Source organism: Acrocarpospora phusangensis (assembly GCF_016862995.1).
GTDB lineage: Bacteria > Actinomycetota > Actinomycetes > Streptosporangiales > Streptosporangiaceae > Acrocarpospora > Acrocarpospora phusangensis.
On sequence record NZ_BOOA01000050.1, the window covers coordinates 13,690 to 30,958 of the forward strand.

A 17,269-nucleotide genomic window follows, 5' to 3' on the forward strand; every position below is an offset into this window, starting at 1 on the left:
CCTCTCAGCTCCCCCTCAGGAACCGGCCCGCGAAGCGACGGCGTGCCTCGACGATGCCCGCGCGACCAACGGGCGTCAGCGCAGGATCGGGAACTTGCCGCGGAAGACGTTGTGCGGGTCCAGGCTGCGTTTCAGCGCACGCAGGCGGACGAGCGTGGACTCCGGGAACGTCAGCGACACGTCCTCGCCAGGGGCGAGGGAGGTGTAGGGCTTGGTTCCGGTGAGGTAGTCGCCGAGCGTGTCGGTGATCTCGTTCATCTTGGCCCGGACGGCCGCCGTGGCCGCGAGATCACGCGGCGTCCCGAGCATGGCCAGCATGTACGGCGCGGCCAACGCCGGCACCGCACCGCCGCCCGGCGGATCGACCGCCAGGGCTCCGCCGAGATGCCGGATCTGCACGCTGGTCAGCGGATCGATGGGCTTGGCGAGCAGCAACTGGGCGGCCCTGTCGTCCAGTCCGGTGAGGAGTTCGGTGCGCCACAGCTCGGGACCGGGATCCACCGACTCGGCGCAGATGCCGCCCAGCTCGCCCACCGGGATCACGCACCGGCTGTCGGCGATCACGCCGTCGATGTCGTCGAGAGGCCGCAGCAGACTCCGCGCCTCCGCGGGCCCGCCCAGGAACGTGGCGGCCACCGTGACGAGCGGAGGGGAGTCCGGCAGATGCAGCAGTGTGAACCAGGCCGACAGCTCGTCCGGAGCGTTCGCGGTGATCTCCCGGTAGGCGTCCAGGACGCGCGGCGCCTGGTCGACGGCCCAGAGCATGCGCCCGCCGTACAGGGCCGGCATGGGGAGCAGGTCGAACTCCATGGCGGTGACCATGGCGAAGTCGCCGCCGCCCCCGCGCATCGCCCAGAACAGGTCGGGATCGGAGTCGGCCGTCACCCGGATCGGCAGGCCGTCGGCGTCCACGGCGTCGAAGGCGCGGACGCTGTTGGCGGCGAAGCCGTACTTGCGGCCGAACCACCCGGCGCCGCCGCCGAGCGCGGACCCGAGCACGCTCACGACCGAGGAGCTTCCGGCCAGACCGGCCAGCTCGTGGGGGCTGCCGGCCATCAGCACCTGGTCCCACATGGCTCCCGCGCCGACCCGCGCCGTTCGTGTGTCGGGATTCACCGCCACGTCGTTGAGCCGCTCGGTGCGCAGCAGGATCACGCCTTCCACGTCCCCGCTGGGCCGATGCCCGCTCTGCTGCGCCGTGACGGTCAGGCGTTCCTGGCGCGCGTACGTCACCAGGGTGGCCACGTCCTCGGCGTCGTAGACCTCCACGACCGCCAGCACCGGCTGGTCGACCGCCCGGTTCCACGCCCGCCTGGCGTCGTCGAAGCACTCGTCGCCACGCAGCACCACCCGACCCTTGATCGATTGGCGCAGGTCATTCAAGGTCATGCTGGCTCCACGGATCGTGGTCAGGAACACCTTCTCCATACCCGCCGACCCTAGGGACCCCGACCGACAGAACCGCCGCGGCTCATCCGCAGGTCAACGCCACCCTGTCGGCCGGGCAACCCCACCGGCAAAAGCCACCGACCCCACGAAAACCACGCAAAACCCCACCGCCGCCAGCCCGACTTCTCGCGAAATATCGCTAAATATCGGCGAGGAAAGCGTCAGGGCCCGCAGCCGCCGATCGGCCACGAGCCCCTAACCCCTGGGCAAGCCAAGCCTGCCCTCCGGGTAACCCCTACTTCTTCGTCGTCGCCCGCGCCCGCGGCGCCCGCTTCGGCTTCGGCGCGGGCTCGCGGGCCCGCCGCTCCGCCAGCAGCTCGGCCGCCCGCGCGATCGTGATCTCCTCCACCGAGTCCCCCTTGCGCAGGGACGCGTTGGTCTCGCCGTCCGTCACGTACGGCCCGAAACGCCCGTCCTTCACCACGACCGGCTTGTTCGAGTTGGGATCGTCCCCCAGCTCCCGCAGCGGCGGCGCGGCGGCCCGCCCGCGCCCCCGCGCCTTGGGCTGCGCGAACAGCGCCTGGGCCTGCTCGATCGTCACCGTGAGCAGGTCCTCCTCCGCCGCCAGCGACCGGGAGTCGGTCCCCTTCTTGATGTACGGCCCGAACTGCCCGTTGTGCGCCACGACCTCCACGCCGTCGATCTCCCCGACCACCCGGGGGATCGTCAGCAGCATCAGCGCGTCCTCAAGCGTGATCTCCTGCAGATCCATCGACTTGAACAGAGAGCTGATCCGCGGTTTGGGAGCGTCCGCCTTCTTGGTCCGCTTCTTCGTCCCCTCCGCGGCCGGCTCCGGCTCCGGGAGGACCTCGGTGACATACGGGCCGTACTTGCCGTCCCGCGCCTGGATCACGAACCCGGTCTCCGGGTCCTTGCCCAGCTCACGCGTGGTGCTCGGGCGCGCGAACAGCTCCTCGGCCTTCTCCGCCGTGAGCTCGTCGGGCGTCATGTCCTCGGGCACGTTGACCCGGGCGCCGTCCCGATCCAGGTACGGCCCGAACCGCCCGACCCGGATCACGATGTCGCTGCCCTTGATCGGGAAGGAGCTGATCTCCTTGGCGTCGATGTCGCCGAGGTCGCTGACCATCTCCTTGAGGCCTTCGTCCCCTTCGCCCTCGCCGAAGTAGAACCGCCGCAGCTCGGGCACCCGCTCCGCGCGGTCGTTGGCGATGTCGTCGAGCACCTTCTCCATCTCGGCCGTGAAGTCGTAGTCGACCAGGTTGCCGAAATGCTGCTCAAGCAGGTTGTTCACCGCGAAGGCCAGGAACGACGGCACCAGCGCCGTGCCCTTCTTGAACACGTACCCGCGGTCCAGGATCGTTCCGATGATCGACGCGTACGTGGACGGCCGGCCGATCTCCCGGTCTTCGAGCTCCTTGACCAGCGACGCCTCGGTGTAGCGCGCGGGCGGCTTGGTCGCGTGACCGGCCACGTTGAGCTCCAGCGCGGTCAGCGCGTCGCCTTCGGCCAGGTTCGGCAGGCGCTTCTCGGAGTCGTCCCGATCCGTGGAGGGATCGTCCGCGCCCTCCACGTACGCCTTCAGGAAGCCGTAGAACGTGATCGTCCGCCCGGTGGCGCTGAACTCGGCCCCTTCCCGGTCGGCGATGACCTTCACCGAGACCGACTCGCCGACGGCGTCCTTCATCTGCGAGGCCACGGTCCGCTGCCAGATCAGCTCGTACAGGCGGAACATGTCCCCGCTGAGCCCGGTCTCGCCGGGAGTGCGGAACTCCTCCCCGGACGGGCGGATCGCCTCGTGCGCCTCCTGGGCGTTCTTCACCTTGCTGGCGTAGACGCGTGGCTTGTCCGGCACGTACGCCGAGCCGTACAGCTTGACGGCCTGGCTGCGGGCCGCGGCCACCGCGGTCTCGGACAGCGTGATGCTGTCCGTTCGCATGTACGTGATGTAGCCGTTCTCATACAGCTTCTGGGCGACCTGCATCGTGTACTTGGCGGAGAACCCCAGCTTCCGGCTGGCCTCCTGCTGCAACGTGGTCGTCCGAAAGGGCGCGTACGGCTTCCGCGTGTACGGCTTGCGCTCCACCGACCGCACCGCGTACGACGCCCCCGACAGGCGTCCGGCCAGCGCGGTCGCCGCGGCTTCGTCCAGATGCAGCGCGTCCGCGGTCTTGAGCTGCCCGGTCGAGGCGAAGTCACGCCCCTGCGCGACCCGCTTGCCGGCCACGCCGGTCAGCGTCGCGCCGAACCTGCTCGGATCGTCCTCGGCCCTGCCGGTGTCGAACACGGCGGCCAGATCCCAGTACGCGGCCGAGGTGAACGCCATTCTGTCGCGTTCCCGTTCGACCACCAGGCGGGTCGCCACCGACTGCACCCGGCCGGCCGACAGCCGGGGCTTGACCTTCTTCCACAGGACCGGGCTGACCTCGTACCCGTACAGACGGTCGAGGATCCGCCGGGTCTCCTGGGCGTCGACGAGCCGCAGGTTCAGGTCGCGCGGGTTGGACACCGCGTCCTGGATGGCCTGCGGCGTGATCTCGTGGAACACCATGCGGTGCACCGGAACCTTGGGCTTGAGCACCTCGCGCAGATGCCACGCGATGGCCTCGCCCTCGCGGTCCTCGTCCGTCGCGAGGTAGAGCTCGTCGGCGTCCTTGAGCAGCGCCTTGAGCTTCGTCACCTGGGACTTCTTGTCCGGATTCACGACGTAAAGCGGCTCGAAGTCGTGCTCGACGTTCACGCCGAGTTTGGCCCACGACTCGCCCCGGTACTTCTCCGGGATGTCGTCGGCCTTGCCAGGCAGGTCACGAATGTGACCGATGCTGGATTCCACGATGTACCCGCGCCCGAGGTACCCAGCGATCGTCTTCGCCTTCGCGGGCGACTCGACGATCACCAGGCGGGTTCCGCCGGCGTTGCCGTTGTTGGCTGGCACGCTGCTACCTACCTCGCTGTTCGCTGTCGTTTCCCCGTACTTACCGGTGTCGTGGCTCTGCCGACCCCGTTTCGACGGTAACCCGTCTCCGGTAGTCCTACCCCCAAGGCCTACCCGGATCGGCCACCGCCTGGACCCGTCTCTCCACGAGGACGCAGAATAGAGCCCAAGAGGTTCCACCGTCCCAACGGGAGACTAATCGCTGATGCTGGACTACTCCTACATGGAGCTGTACTTGCCGCGCGGAACAACTCGCGAAACCGCTCGCCAGGTACTGACCGAGCATGCGGAGTACGGGCATTGGGAACTTGACCGGCTGCGACTGTATCCCGACGGAAGCCGGCGCGTACGGCTGCGCCGGAGGATCATCCGGGTCAGCCGAACCATGTGATCGTCCCAAGTCACACCAGTTCCGTGCGAAAAAGGCTTTGCCCGTCCCGGGCCGCGCCCCCGGAACGGGCAAAGCTTCTGTGCTCACATCCGCTGGCTGCGGGGAGCGTCTGTGGTCACCCCGGCAAGGGTGAGAAAACCGTTACCTTCGACCGACGGGCTTGTTACCTCCGGCCCGGGCGAAAGCGACGGGTGGACGCGAAGAGCGTCGCCGAGGCGGCGAACATCGCGCCGAGCAGCAGAGCCACCAGCGAGCCGCCGTTCATGCCGGTGAGACCGGCCGGCTGCTCCGCGCTCATCAGGCCGAGGCCGCCGACCGGCAGCGCGCTCGCCGCCTGGCCGAGGGAGCCGGCCACGGGCAGCGAACCGGCCAGGCCGGTCACCGGGGCGATGGGGCTGGCGGCGGTCGTGGCCGTGCGGGCCGGGGCCGCGGGGGCGCCGGGCAGACCCGGGAGGCCGGGCAGCGCGGGCAGGCCGAGCATGCCCGGCAGGTCGCCCACGAGCGGCAGCGCGGGCAGGCCCGCGGCGCTCATCTTCTGGGTGAAGTTGCCCACGTCCTTGACCCCGGCCAGGGACGGCACCGACGGCAGGCCGGGCAGCATGCCACTCGCCTGCGAGGCGTTGACCTTGCCCCAGCTCCTGGTCCAGTACGAGTAGCCCGCGTCCGCGGCGGACTGGGCCTCGCTGACCGCGCCGACCCGGGAGCCGCCGAGGCAGCCCGCGGCCGCGTCGCCGAGGACGGCGGCCGAGTTGCCGCACGCGTTGATCGGGGCGGTGATCGGCGCGACCACCTGGTTGCCGGCCGCGACGCCGTGCTTCCCGTCGGTGGTGTTGCCCCCGCCGCCTGGGCCGCCGTCGGCGTAGACGCCGCCCTTGCAGTGCGCCTCGGAGGCGCCCAGCGCGGCCACCGCGTTGCCGCAGGCGTTGATCGGGGCGGTGATCGGCGCGACCACCTGGTTGCCCGCCAGCGCGCCCGAGCGGCCCGACGTGGTGTTGCCGCCGGCGCCCTTGCCGCCGTTCTTCACCGACGCGCCCCCGAGGCAGCCCGCGAAGGCCTCCCCGGCGACGGCGACGGCGTTGCCGCAGATGTTGATGGGCGCGGTGATCGGCGCCACCACCTGGTTCCCGGACAACAACCCGGACTTCCCGTCCGTACGGTTGCCACCCGCGGCCGTCCCCGGCAGGGTGTTCTGCACCTCGGTGCCGCCCTTGCAGCCCGAGACGCCGCCGCCGACGCTGTTGCCGCACAGGTTGATCGGCAGGCTGACCGGCGCGATCACCTGGTTGCCGCTGCCGGCCCCGAACCGCCCGTCGGTGTCGTTGCCGGTCGAGCCCTTGGCCTGGTGGTAGCGGTGCCCCGGCTTGCCCGGCTTGCCGGTGTTGGTCACCGACGAGCCGCCCTTGCAGCCCGAGAAGGCCTCGCCGAAGATCGCGACGGTGTTGCCGCAGATGTTGATCGGGCCGCTGATCGGCGCGATGACCTGGTTCCCGCCGAGCACCGAGGAGCGCCCCGAGGTGCGGTTGCCGCCCGCGCCGACCCCGGTGTTGCGGACCGACGAGCCGCCCTTGCAGCCGGCGACCGCCTCGCCGAAGATCGCGATGGCGTTGCCGCAGGCGTTGACGGGCGCGCTGATCGGAGCCGTGATCTGGTTGCCGCCGAGCACGCTGTGGTCGCCGTTGGTGGTGTTGCCGCCGGCGCCGCCGTGCCCGGAGTTCTTGACCGAGGAGCCGCCCACGCAGCCGGCCTGGGAGCTGCCGAACAGCGAGACGGCGTTGCCGCAGGCGTTGACCGGCGCGCTGATGGGCGCGTTGACCTGGTTGCCGCCGAGCACGCTGCTGTTGCCCGAGGTCTTGCCGGGAATGCCCTTGGTGGTGTTCTCGACCGAGGCCCCGCCCTTGGAGCCGGCGGTGGAGTCGCCCGCCACGCCGACCGCGTTGCCGCTGATGTCGATGGGCAGGGAGACGGGCAGGTTGACCTGGTTGCCGCCGCCGACAGAGCTGGTGCCGGAGGTGTCGGCGATAGCCGTACCGCTGCCGAGGGCCATGACGCCGGCCGCGAGCAGCGCGGCGGGGGCTGAGCCCTTCGCCCACGTTCGCATGATGAATGCTCCTAGTGGTTCTTTTGGGGGTTACCTGACAGCTCGCGAGAGATGCCCAAGCCCAGGGCGTGGCACGTCGCGAGGGTGGTGGATTTCCGCGTCACCCGCGTGATCAGGAGCGGCTCAGGGATCGACGCACCCGAGACAGGGGGGTCGAAAGGCACGCTCCGCGACCGGCCGCTGCCCTGTGCGGGCTGCCTGACGGCAGGGGCCGGTCTGGAGGCGGGGTCAGTCAGGAGAGAAGGAAGGGTCGTCCGCAGCCGTGCGGACGACAGGGGGCACGAGCGCCGCCAGCGGGGCGGGCGAATGTGCGAGCCGCGGGTCGGCGAAGGACCTCGCGACATCCCCGAACATGATCGACCCACCGCTGGTCGGGGGAATCAGACCGTTCCCCGGGGTGTGGTCAGCGGTGGACGGGTCGGGCAGGACGGGCGTGGACTGGCTGGTGAGCCCGTCGACGTTCCGCCCAGCCATCGCCTCGGCGTTGACCGAGGCGTCGATGCCGTCACTCGTGGGGAAACCGTCGGCGTGGGGCGCCGACCCGGTGACGACAGCTGAGGGCGCCGCCTCGGCCACGGCCGTAGCCGTGCCGAAGACGCCGAAAATCACGCCCACCAGCCATCCGACGGCGATGAGACCGCCGATGACCAGCAGACGACCAAGCCGGGAGTCGGCCGCGAACCGCGCCATCCGATCGTCCCGGGCCGGACGGCGGTCGGTCGCGGGCACGCACAGGTCAGCGGAAGGCGAAAGCGCCTCCAGCTGAGACCCAGGCGTGCGTGCCACGCGACCTCCCCAACTCCGTCGAGCCGCCCGATGCGGATCAACCCCTCAACGGAGCGTTACGTTATCAGCACCCACCGTCAACGCAACGGGTTTCTCAGCAGTAATCGAGGAACCGGTCAAGAACGCGCACCCCAAACTTGAGCGAATCCACCGGAACCCGCTCGTCGATGCCATGGAACATCCCCGAGAAGTCCAAAGTCGGGGGCAGCTTCAGCGGCGCGAACCCGAACCCGCGCAGTCCCAGCCGGCTGAACGCCTTCAGATCCGTCCCCCCCGACAGCGTGTACGGCACCGCCCGCGCCCCCGGGTCCTCCGCCCGCAGCGCGTCCGCCATCGCCGTCACCAGCCGCCCTTCGAACGCGGTCTCGACCGCGACGTCGTGGTAGACGTGCTCCCGCGTGATGTTCGGCCCGAGCAGCTCGTCGATGGTCGCGAAGAACTCCTCCTCGAATCCCGGCAGGAACCGCCCGTCCACGTGCGCGGTCGCCGTCTGCGGGATCACGTTGGCCTTGTACCCCGCGTCCAGCATGGTCGGATTGGCGGTGTTGCGGAGAGTCGCCCCGATCATCCGGGCGATCGGCCCCAGTTTGGCGACGGCCTCCTCGGCGTCGTCCGCCTTGACCTCGATGTCGAGGGCCTCGCGGAAGAAGGCCTGGACGGTGGGCGTGAGCCGTACCGGCCATTCGTAGCGGCCCAGCCGGCCGATCGCCTCGGCCAGCTCGGTCACGGCGTTCTCGCCGTTCAGCATGGATCCGTGACCCGCGCGGCCGGTCGCGGTGAGCTTCATCCAGGCGATGCCCTTCTCGGCCGCCTCGATCAGGTAGACGCGCCGGCGCTCGCCCACGGTGACGCTGAAGCCGCCGACCTCGCCGATCGCCTCGGTGCAGCCCTCGAAGACGTCCGCGTGCTTCTCCACCAGCCACTGCGCGCCGTAGTGCCCGCCCGCCTCCTCGTCGGCGGTGAACAGCAGCACGACATCCCGCGGCGGCCTGCGCCCCTCGCCGAGCCGCTTCCGCACCACCGCGAGGATCATGGCGTCCATGTCCTTCATGTCGACGGCGCCGCGGCCCCACACGCACCCGTCCTGGACCTCGCCGCTCAGCGGGTGCACCTGCCAGTCGTTCGGGTCGAAGGGGACCACGTCCAGGTGCCCGTGCAGCACGAGCGCGTCCCGCCCCGGGTCCTCCCCCGCGATCCTGGCCACCACGTTGGCCCTGCCCCGGTCGCTCTCCAGGATCCGCGCCTCGACGCCCACCTCGGCGAGCTTCTCCGCCACGTACTCGGCGGCCACCCGCTCACCCGGCCCCGCGTTGTCCCCCGCGTTGCGCGTATCGATCCGGATCAGATCCCCGCACAGGCCTACAACGTCATCCTCACCCAGCCCGGCCATCCTGTTTCCTCCAGAGTCGGTACGGCTTGCGACTCCATCCTGTCCGATCGGATAGCTGGATGAACCACAGGGCGGCGAGTGCTAACCTTTAACAGCCGACGCGGGATGACGGTTCCGCGTGCAGGCACCACGTCCGGGTGGCGGAATAGGCAGACGCGCTAGCTTGAGGTGCTAGTGCCCAGTGATGGGCATGGGGGTTCAAGTCCCCCCTCGGACACCATGAAAAGCCCTGCTCAGCGGGGCTTTCTTCATGTCGGGGTTGCAACGCAGCCTGATCGATGTCAGGCGAGAGAACGGCCCGGTCTCGGCGGCTTCCGCCTGCATGCCCCTGATGACGTGCGCGTAGATGTTCATCGTGATCGACGGGTTGGCGTGGCCCAACCGTTCCCGAACGACCTCCACGGGCACGAGGCTATCTCTGGTGACGCGAGACGGAGATCCTCAAGACTGGCGACGCCTGCGCCTCGCGTGGGCGTGTCCGGCACAAGTTCCATCAGGCACCGGAGTGGCCAGACAGTTCGAGCTGATGAACCTGCTCGTGCAGGGAAAGATATCCACGCCCGCATTCGCCAGGGATTGGTTGTCCGCGCGACGAACATCCCTCGATAACGGAGAGCGGCTGAGGGAATCTTTCGAACGCGCGATGAACAACGTCTTCTATCTGCTGGATAACTATTCGATCGACCCATCGCTACGAAACCCATCGGATGTATCCGACGAAGCCCTAATCGAGGGAGTCCGATACGCCTTGGAGGATCTCAGCGCATTGGATGGCAAATACAGAGATAGCTGAACGCGTCGTTAATCGTCATTCGTGGCCGCCCTCGGCAATTGATCGGCGAACTGACCAGCGGCTCTGTCCACAGGAGACCATCGTCCGGGCGCTGCCGATCTCATGGCGTGGATTCACGTAGAGCACGATTGGTCCGAGGAGACCCCGGGTAGTGCTGCAACAGCGGCTCCGGGACGCGATCAGGAAAGGGCTGCCAATGGCCAAGCGGATGAAGTTCCATCATCTTTCCACGACCTGCCAGCCATGGTGCATGCAGCATGAAAGCGGCGATGCGTGGCCTCAGGACGCTTACTGCGTTGCCGTGTACTCCAGCCCGGTCTTCGGGAAGATCCAGATGTTCAACAATCCGGGTTACGGCGAGAAGGGACCGTTCATCGGCCTGTGGGAGGTCCGAGACGTAGAGCTCACCGTGGATCAGGCCGAAGAGTTTGGTCGGGCGATACTCAATTTTGTCGAGGCGGTTCGCCGCAGTCGGCGCCCTGCAGTTGGCGATGGTCAGCAGGTGACTCGTCCATCCGCCTTTCTCCGGATGTGATCAGGGCGTGACGATGGGGAAGTCCGGTGTGGGCTGCTCCAGTACGGAGGTCAGCCGGTCCAGGACGGCCAGGTCACCGTCGTGATCGATGCCGTCGGCGCCCTCTCCGCTGATCAGGCCGACCAAGCGCTGTTTGGTCAGGCGCAGCGTCAGGTCAGTTCGGCCACCGGACGGTGACTTCTCGTGGATCAAGGTGCCGTTGGACAGCGTGGTGCGGTGGCACTCGTCCAGGTCGGTGAGGTGCCAGTCGATGGCGAAGCGCTCTTTCCAGGCGTTGGGCCCGTCGACGCGGATCGCGAGGGAGTCGAAGATCTGCTCCGCGGTGAGCGCGGTGAGCAGGTCCGGCGAGGTGGTGCTGACCGTGCTCGCGGAGGGCCGGCCCGTGGTCAGCTCTGTGGCGCCGGTGAGGTAGAAGTTGCGCCAGGTGGCGTTCTCGGCGCCGTGGCCCATTCGGGTGTAGACCTGGGCCAGGAGTTCGCGTGCGGAGGAGTCGCCTTGGTCGGCGAACACCGCGTGGTTGAGCAGGGTGGCCGCGAAGCGTAGGTCGCCTTGCTGAACGTAGCGTTCGGCCAGCGCGACCACCGCGGTGGCGCCACCGAGGCACTCGACGTAGCGGCGGGACTGCTCGACGGGCGGGTGCTCCCACAGATGGGCCGGGTTCCCGTCGAACCAGCCCAGATAGCGCTGGTAGATCGCTTTCACGTTGTGGCTGACCGAGCCGTAGTAGCCGTGCGTGTGCCAGGCCTGTTCCAGCGCGGGCGGCATCCTCATGGCTTCGGCGATCTCGCTGCCGGTCATGCCGCGGTTGAGCATGCGTACGGTCTGGTCGTGCAGGTACGCGTACAGGTCGCGCTGCTGGGACAGGAACGTGACGATGGCGTCCTTGCCCCAGGTGGGCCAGTGGTGGGAGGCGAAGGCCACGTCCGCATGGTCGGCGAACAGCGCGATGGCCTCGGTCAGGTACCGGGCCCACACGCGTGCGTCGCGGACCAGCGCACCACGCAGGGTGAGCACGTTGTGCAGGTTGTGGGTGGCGTTCTCGGCCATGCACAGGGCGCGGTGGTCGGGGAAGAGGAAGTTCATCTCCGCCGGGGCCTCGGTGCCGGGGGTGAGCTGGAAGACGACGCGTACGCCGTCGATTGTTTCCTCCTGTCCGGTACGAGTGATGTCGACGGTGGGCGGAATGAGGGAGACGGTGCCGGTCGAGGTGGCCATGCCCAGGCCGCAGCCGAGTTGGCCTTCGGGGGAGGGCGGCAGGATCTGGCCGTACATGTACAGGGCCCGGCGGTTCATGGCGGTACCGGCGTAGACGTTCTCGGAGACGGCGTGCTCCATGAAATGGGCGGGGGCGATGATGGGGATGTCCGCGCCGTCGGTGACGCCTCGCGCGCCGCCGAAGTGGTCGGCGTGGGAGTGGGTGTAGATCAGGCCGGTGACCGGGCGGTCGCCCCGGTGGTCGCGGTAGAGCCGCAGGGCGGCGGCGGCGCACTCGGTGGAGACGAGCGGATCGGTGACGATGACGCCGCGCCGGCCTTCGACGATGGTCATGTTGGACAGGTCCAGGCCGCGAACCTGGTAGATGCCGTCCGTCACCTCGAACAGCCCTTGCTTGGCGCACAGTCGCGCCTGCCGCCAGAGGCTCGGGTGCGCGGTCTCCGGGCAGTCCCCGCCGAGGAAATCGTAGGAATCGTTGTCCCAGACGACCCTACCGTCGGCCGCTTTGATCAGCGCGGGGGTCAGTTTCGCGACGAAGCCGCGCTCCGCGTTGTCGAAATCGGTCCGATCGTGAAAGGGAAGGTCCGCCATGGGACGGTGATGCCCGGAAGCCTCTTCGATGAGGGCAAGCATGACCTCAAGAAAGAACATGCCGGAGAGTCAGCCCTCCAACCGGCTGGGCTCACCGCGATCGTCAGGGTGAATGCCCGGGACGCCGACTCGATCACACTGGTTCGGGGAGGCCGCCGATCACCATTCCGAGGAGTTGTTCGTAGCTCTCGTCTATGTCGACGGGCAGGCCGAAGCCCCCGGCCAGTTCCAGAGTGATGAAGCCGTGGACGGCCGCGCGCATGCAGCGGGTGGCGTGGATGGCCGCCGGACCCTCCAGTCCGTACGCGCGCAGGGCGGCCAGTGAGAGGTCAACCAGCCGCCGGCCCTCCTTCTCCAGTTCGGGACGGGCGGTCTGGATCATCGCGGCGTAACGGCCGGGGTGGTCCTTGGCGTACTCCCGCCAGCTGCGGGCGAAGGCGCGCAGGGCCTGTTCGCCGGAGCGGCCGGCGATGGACAGGGCCGCGCGGTCGCCGAGCTCGACCATGACCCTGATCGAGAGCAGGGTGGTGAGCTCGGCGAGGTTGCGGACGTGCTTGTACAGCGAGGGCGTGGCGACGCCCGCGCGGGCCGCGACGGCCGACAGGGTGACCGCTTCGGGGCCGCTCTCGTCAACGATGCCCATGGCGAGGTCGACGATGATCTCGGCCGTCAGGCCCGCCCTACCCACGCGTGCGCTCCGCCAGGTACGGCAGCAGCACCTCGGCGACCCGATCCGGGAACTGCCCGTGGGGGTAGTGACCGGCGCCGGGGATCATCGCGACGGACCCCGCGGGCAGCGCCGCGACGATACCGTCGGCCTCGGCCTTCGGGTCGGCCCAGTCGGGGTCGAGCTCGCCCATGACGACCAGGGCGGGCACCGGCACCTCGGGCAGCTTGGCGCCGGCGTCGGTGGGCGGGTTCATGCCCATCTTGGCCACTACGGCCATGCGGCCGGGCCGCCGCAGCTCGGTCTCCAGGGTGCCGAGGTAGGTGCTCCAGTCCTTGGGCTTCTCGCCGGGATAGGCGTGGTCGAGGTAGCGCTTCCACATGCCGACGCCGCGGAACGCGCCGGCGGCCAGGAGCAGCAGCATGCCCTTGCCGTGCCGGCGGTTGCGGATCATGCCGCCGATGTCGAACTTCTGCGCCCGGGTGAACGGGCCGATCTCGACGATCCCGCTGACCAGCTCGGGCGCGTCGGCCGCGGCGATGGTGGCGGAACCACCGGCGAACGAGTGGCCGACGATGACGGCCGGGCCGCCGAGGTGGCGGATGAGGGCGACCAGGTCGCCCGCGGTGTCGGTACGGGTGTAGGACGGCCAGCCGATCGTCGAGTCGCCGTGGCCCCGCAGGTCGACGGAGGCGACCCGGTATCCCTCCGCGACCAGGCGGGAGGCCAGGAACCGGTAGGCCCTGCGGCTGTCGCCCATCCCGTGGGCGAGCACGACCAGCGGGCCCTCGCCTTCGACCTCGTAGGCGATCCGGCCGCCCTCACGCTCCAAGTAGCTAATCTCCATAGCTTTTAAGCTAAAGCAATTAGCCAACCACGTCAACAGCCCGCCAGGAGACGGCCGCGACGAACGCGCACGCGACCGCCGTGGCCGCGAGTAGCCGTACGCTAAGGCCGTCCGGGTCGGGCCAGGCGAGCAGGGCGACGATCATCGCCGAGGCCAGCGCGGAGCCGGTCGCCCACCCTCGGTTTCCCTCGCGGGCGAAGCGGCGCAGGTAGACCGGGCCGGCCACGACGATCGAGCCCAGGGCGACCACGGGGCCGAGGGTATGGATGATGCCGTGCCAGGTCAGCTCGGGCGCCCCTTCGGGAGCCCCGGCGGGGAAGCCCGCGCCGGCGTCGGTGAGGAACACCCCGCCGACGATCAGTCCCGCGCCGAGCAGGCCGACCAGGAGCGGCCCCCACGTACCGCCGGCCGTCCGGCGCAATCCGGCCGCGCAGGCGACGTACAGCAGGCCGGTGACGACGAAGTTGGCGATCTGGATCCAGCCGGCCTCCCCGAGGCTGAGCAGGCTGATGGGGTGGCGGGACAGGTCGTACCCCTCGCGGGTGACGGCCTGGATGAGGCAGGTGGTGACGAACAGCGGCCCGGCGATGATTCCGCAGGTCAACAGGGTTCTGGTGGACATGTCTCCTCCTTTTGGGAGGGACGTCGGAGCCGACCGGCTCAACCAGACAAGACACCACCGCCCCAAACACAGCAGGCGTACATTGCTGCCATAACGTGAGAAACCCTCCTTGGAGGAGACGGCTGTGGCGCGACCCTTGCGGAAGCTTGGCTTTCTGACCATTGGCTTGTTCGACGAAGCCGACCCTCGCCGGGGCCACGAGTCGACGCTGGAGGCCATCGAGCTGGGTGAGCGGCTGGGCTTCGACAGCGCCTGGGTGCGCCACCGTCACCTCCAGTACGGCATCTCCTCCCCCGTCGCGGTCCTCGCGGCGGCCACCCAGCGCACCAGCCGCATCGAGCTGGGCACGGCCGTCATCCCGCTGGGCTGGGAGAACCCCCTCCGCCTGGCCGAGGACCTGGCGACTCTGGACATCCTGTCCGGCGGCCGCCTCAACCCCGGCGTCAGCGTCGGCCCGCCGATCCACTACGACGAAGTCAAACACGCGCTCTACCCCACCAGCTCCGACACCGAGGACTTCAGCTACGAGCGGGTACGGCGCCTGCTCGACTTCGTCCGCGGCGAACCGGCCACCGACTTCCGCGGCGTCGAAGGCTTCGAGGTGTTCTCCGACCGCGTCCAGCCCCACTCACCCGGCCTGGGCAGCCGCCTCTGGTACGGCGGCGGCAGCCTGCGCTCGGCCCAGTGGGCGGGCGAACACGCCATGAACTTCCTGACCAGCAGCGTCGTCAAAGCCGAGGAGTCGGAGGACTTCGCCGAGATCCAGCTGTCGCACATCCGCGCCTTCCGCTCCCACCACCCGGACGGCGACCGTGCCCGCGTCTCCCAGGGACTCGTCGTCATCCCCACCGACTCCGCGTCCGCGTCGCAACGGGCCAAGTACAAGGAGTTCGTGGAGAAGCGCACCCCGCGCACCGCGACGCCGCAGGGCCCGCAGCGCCTGATGTTCGCGCCCGATCTCGTCGGGACCTCCGCGGAGATCGCCGAACAGCTCCACGCGCACGTCGCCTTCCGGGAGATCGACGAGGTCGCGTTCGCGCTGCCGTTCACCTTCGAGCACGACGACTACGTGCAGATCCTCACGGACATCGCCACCCACCTCGGCCCGGTGCTCGGCTGGCACCCCGCCGAGCAGTGAGGTCACGACTTTTCCAGCTGTGCCATGAGGAACTCGACGACAGCCCGCCGCGTCTGTACGGCCTCGGGCATGTCGGGCTCCCAATGGAAGCCGTGCCACATGCCCTCGCCCACGAGCAGGCGGGACTCGACGCCGGCGTTCTCGAGTTTCCAGTGCTGCCGTACCGTGTCGCTGAGGTTGAAATCGCGGGTGCCGGTGGTGAGCACCGTCGGCGGGAAGTCCGCCGCGTACTCCGCGTAGACCGGTGACAGGCCCGGAGCGCGGAGGTCCTCGCCGGGGGCGTAGAAGCGCTCGGGGACGCCGACCCGCAGGTTGGTGACAAGGCTGTCGCGGCCGTTGTTGGCGACCACGCTGTCACCGACGCCGCTGAGGTCGGTGCACGGCGTAAAGAGCGCCACTCCCGCGATCATCGGAAGCGCCTGCCGCTCCGCCGCCAGGAGCATGGAGAGTAGGAGATTGCCGCCCGCGGAGCTGGCGAAGGCGACCACCTGCGCGGGATCACGATCGCCGACCAGCGCCCGGTACACCGCGAGTGACTGATTGACGGCGACCGGGTACACGGCCTGCGGGGACAGCGAGTAGTCGATCGAGTAGACGGGCATGCCCAGCTCGTACGCCATGAGCAGCCCGACGCGGTCGCGGCTGGTGCCCATGACGAAGCCGCCGCCGTGGATGTTGATCGCGATCCTGTTCCGGTTCTCCGGCCGGACCTCGGGCGGGGTCACGACGGTCACCGGCACGCCCGAGATCATCGTCCGGTCGAGCCTGAGGCCGAATCGTTTGATCAGCCCGTCCTCGACGGTCTTCTCGTTCGCGGCGAACCGCTCCTGCTCCTGGTGGATCACCTCCTCGGTCACGAGGTAGGGGAAGGCGAAATCGGGGATGGTCAGGGTCGTGGCTCCGTCCAGATGGGCGGCGGCCTCCCTGCTGATCGTCGCCCGCTGGGTGTCCACGATCCCCAGCGGCTGGTCGCCGTAGTTCACCGAGACGTACGCCGCCGGGACCGCCAACGCGAGCACGAGCGCCCCCGCGGCCCAGGGCCACCGGCGACGCGCCGGTTTGTTCGTTGTCCGCATGCCGCCAAACTAACAGACAAGTGGGCTCTTAATAAAGAGCAAGTGGGCTTTTATGCCGTGAGAGCCGGCTGATAGCGTGTGGCCGTGGTCAACACCTCCACCGACTTCCAGCGGGCACGCCGTCCGGAGCAGGTGGAGGCCCGCCGGCAGGTGATCCTCGAAACCGCGCGCGCGATGCTGCACGAGCAGCCGGTGGCCGAGATCAGCCTGCGGGAGCTGAGCAGCCGGGTCGGACTCGCGCGGTCGAACGTGCTGCGTTACTTCGACAGCCGCGAGGCGATCTTCCTGGAGATCATGGATGAGACCTGGAAGAGCTGGCTGGGGACGGTCGAGGACCGGCTTGGCGAGCCGGGGCCACCGGATGGGCCGTTCGGCGCGGAGACGCGGGTCGCGGAGGTCATCGCCGGCACCATCGCCGAGCAGCGGCTGCTGTGCGAGCTGATCAGCCTGATGGCCGGGGAACTGGAGAAGAACATCTCCCTCGAGTACGCCCGGAGCTTCAAGCGGCGTGCCTCGGCCAACAGTGCCAGGCTCGCCGCGTTGGTACGGGCGCAGCTGCCGTACCTGACCGATGCCGCGGCACAGCATTTCGCCGGTTCGGTCTTCGTTGTCGTCGCGGGGCTCTGGCCGTACACCACACCGACCGAGACCGTCCTCACGGTCATCCGCGAAATGGGGCTTCCCCATCCCGGTGACGTGTTCGCCGGGAATCTTCGCGAGGGATTGAGCAACCAACTCGTCGGGCTGGCCGTCCGGGCCGGGCGTCAGCCGGGATAGG

General features: G+C 69.1%; 15 protein-coding genes and 1 tRNA gene. 6 read left to right on the forward strand and 10 right to left on the reverse strand.

Features of this window, described 5'->3' with window-relative positions; genetic code table 11:
• Positions 1–75: 75 nt before the first annotated feature.
• Positions 76–1,389: an FAD-binding oxidoreductase gene (locus Aph01nite_RS26890; protein WP_204043785.1), complete on the reverse strand. Its 1,314-nt coding sequence runs from the start codon at positions 1,387–1,389 to the stop codon at positions 76–78.
• A 295-nt stretch (positions 1,390–1,684) separates the two neighbouring features.
• Positions 1,685–4,342: a type I DNA topoisomerase gene (topA, locus tag Aph01nite_RS26895; RefSeq protein ID WP_204043786.1), complete on the reverse strand. Its 2,658-nt coding sequence runs from the start codon at positions 4,340–4,342 to the stop codon at positions 1,685–1,687.
• 223 nt (positions 4,343–4,565) lie between these two features.
• Between topA and Aph01nite_RS26900 the strand changes: the two genes are divergently transcribed.
• Positions 4,566–4,733 carry a DUF5703 family protein gene (locus tag Aph01nite_RS26900; RefSeq protein WP_444978694.1) on the forward strand — a complete coding sequence of 56 codons (168 nt, stop codon included), beginning with the start codon at positions 4,566–4,568 and terminating at the stop codon, positions 4,731–4,733.
• Between the two features lie 163 nt (positions 4,734–4,896).
• Here Aph01nite_RS26900 and Aph01nite_RS26905 read toward each other — a convergent pair whose 3' ends face one another.
• From Aph01nite_RS26905 to Aph01nite_RS26915, 3 genes are all read right to left on the reverse strand, one after another.
• Positions 4,897–6,831 carry a chaplin family protein gene (locus Aph01nite_RS26905; protein ID WP_204043788.1) on the reverse strand — a complete coding sequence of 645 codons (1,935 nt, stop codon included), beginning with the start codon at positions 6,829–6,831 and terminating at the stop codon, positions 4,897–4,899.
• 228 nt (positions 6,832–7,059) lie between these two features.
• Entirely contained in the window at positions 7,060–7,617 is a 558-nt protein-coding gene (locus tag Aph01nite_RS26910; RefSeq protein WP_239161999.1) for a hypothetical protein, read from the reverse strand.
• 94 nt (positions 7,618–7,711) lie between these two features.
• A complete protein-coding gene (locus tag Aph01nite_RS26915) occupies positions 7,712–9,007 on the reverse strand; it encodes a M20/M25/M40 family metallo-hydrolase (RefSeq protein ID WP_204043789.1) in 1,296 nt (431 codons plus the stop codon).
• 131 nt (positions 9,008–9,138) lie between these two features.
• Here Aph01nite_RS26915 and Aph01nite_RS26920 point away from each other — a divergent pair.
• From Aph01nite_RS26920 to Aph01nite_RS26930, 3 genes are all read left to right on the forward strand, one after another.
• A tRNA-Leu gene (locus Aph01nite_RS26920) sits at positions 9,139–9,227 on the forward strand.
• A 126-nt stretch (positions 9,228–9,353) separates the two neighbouring features.
• A complete protein-coding gene (locus tag Aph01nite_RS26925) occupies positions 9,354–9,800 on the forward strand; it encodes a colicin immunity domain-containing protein (RefSeq protein WP_204043790.1) in 447 nt (148 codons plus the stop codon).
• A 151-nt stretch (positions 9,801–9,951) separates the two neighbouring features.
• Positions 9,952–10,335 carry a hypothetical protein gene (locus tag Aph01nite_RS26930; protein WP_204043791.1) on the forward strand — a complete coding sequence of 128 codons (384 nt, stop codon included), beginning with the start codon at positions 9,952–9,954 and terminating at the stop codon, positions 10,333–10,335.
• Here Aph01nite_RS26930 and Aph01nite_RS26935 read toward each other — a convergent pair whose 3' ends face one another.
• From Aph01nite_RS26935 to Aph01nite_RS26950, 4 genes are all read right to left on the reverse strand, one after another.
• Positions 10,336–12,141, reverse strand: coding sequence for an alkyl/aryl-sulfatase (locus Aph01nite_RS26935; protein WP_204043792.1), 1,806 nt, complete (start codon positions 12,139–12,141; stop codon positions 10,336–10,338).
• Positions 12,142–12,274: 133 nt separating this feature from the next.
• Positions 12,275–12,829, reverse strand: coding sequence for a TetR/AcrR family transcriptional regulator (locus tag Aph01nite_RS26940; protein WP_204043793.1), 555 nt, complete (start codon positions 12,827–12,829; stop codon positions 12,275–12,277).
• Positions 12,822–13,655, reverse strand: a complete 834-nt coding sequence (locus tag Aph01nite_RS26945; RefSeq protein WP_204043794.1) for an alpha/beta fold hydrolase — start codon at positions 13,653–13,655, stop codon at positions 12,822–12,824. The genes Aph01nite_RS26940 and Aph01nite_RS26945 overlap by 8 nt, the downstream gene beginning before the upstream one ends.
• Positions 13,656–13,674: 19 nt before the next feature.
• Entirely contained in the window at positions 13,675–14,277 is a 603-nt protein-coding gene (locus Aph01nite_RS26950; RefSeq protein ID WP_204043795.1) for a DUF998 domain-containing protein, read from the reverse strand.
• A 166-nt stretch (positions 14,278–14,443) separates the two neighbouring features.
• On the opposite strand from Aph01nite_RS26950, the gene Aph01nite_RS26955 reads away from it, so the two are divergent.
• The gene (locus Aph01nite_RS26955; RefSeq protein ID WP_239162000.1) at positions 14,444–15,415 is read left to right on the forward strand and encodes an LLM class flavin-dependent oxidoreductase; all 972 of its coding nucleotides are present in this window, start codon (positions 14,444–14,446) and stop codon (positions 15,413–15,415) included.
• 2 nt (positions 15,416–15,417) lie between these two features.
• Here the strand turns inward: Aph01nite_RS26955 and Aph01nite_RS26960 are convergent, their stop codons facing one another.
• Complete coding sequence (locus Aph01nite_RS26960; RefSeq protein ID WP_204043797.1) at positions 15,418–16,491, reverse strand: alpha/beta hydrolase fold domain-containing protein; 1,074 nt, start codon at positions 16,489–16,491, stop codon at positions 15,418–15,420.
• 84 nt (positions 16,492–16,575) lie between these two features.
• Here Aph01nite_RS26960 and Aph01nite_RS26965 point away from each other — a divergent pair, with 84 nt between their 5' ends.
• Positions 16,576–17,268 (forward strand): TetR/AcrR family transcriptional regulator, encoded by a 693-nt coding sequence (locus Aph01nite_RS26965; protein WP_204043798.1) that lies wholly within the window; start codon positions 16,576–16,578, stop codon positions 17,266–17,268.
• Position 17,269: the final 1 nt, after the last annotated feature.

What these genes read in the sequence shown, in the direction of transcription:
- Aph01nite_RS26900 (WP_444978694.1), top strand. Translation starts at nt 4,566, where the DNA reads ATGGAGCTGTACTTGCCGCGCGGAACAACTCGCGAAACCGCTCGCCAG.
- Aph01nite_RS26890 (WP_204043785.1), bottom strand. Translation starts at nt 1,389, where the DNA reads ATGACCTTGAATGACCTGCGCCAATCGATCAAGGGTCGGGTGGTGCTG.
- Aph01nite_RS26905 (WP_204043788.1), bottom strand. Translation starts at nt 6,831, where the DNA reads ATGCGAACGTGGGCGAAGGGCTCAGCCCCCGCCGCGCTGCTCGCGGCC.
- Aph01nite_RS26960 (WP_204043797.1), bottom strand. Translation starts at nt 16,491, where the DNA reads ATGCGGACAACGAACAAACCGGCGCGTCGCCGGTGGCCCTGGGCCGCG.
- Aph01nite_RS26915 (WP_204043789.1), bottom strand. Translation starts at nt 9,007, where the DNA reads ATGGCCGGGCTGGGTGAGGATGACGTTGTAGGCCTGTGCGGGGATCTG.
- Aph01nite_RS26925 (WP_204043790.1), top strand. Translation starts at nt 9,354, where the DNA reads ATGTTCATCGTGATCGACGGGTTGGCGTGGCCCAACCGTTCCCGAACG.
- Aph01nite_RS26950 (WP_204043795.1), bottom strand. Translation starts at nt 14,277, where the DNA reads ATGTCCACCAGAACCCTGTTGACCTGCGGAATCATCGCCGGGCCGCTG.
- Aph01nite_RS26945 (WP_204043794.1), bottom strand. Translation starts at nt 13,655, where the DNA reads ATGGAGATTAGCTACTTGGAGCGTGAGGGCGGCCGGATCGCCTACGAG.
- Aph01nite_RS26935 (WP_204043792.1), bottom strand. Translation starts at nt 12,141, where the DNA reads ATGGCGGACCTTCCCTTTCACGATCGGACCGATTTCGACAACGCGGAG.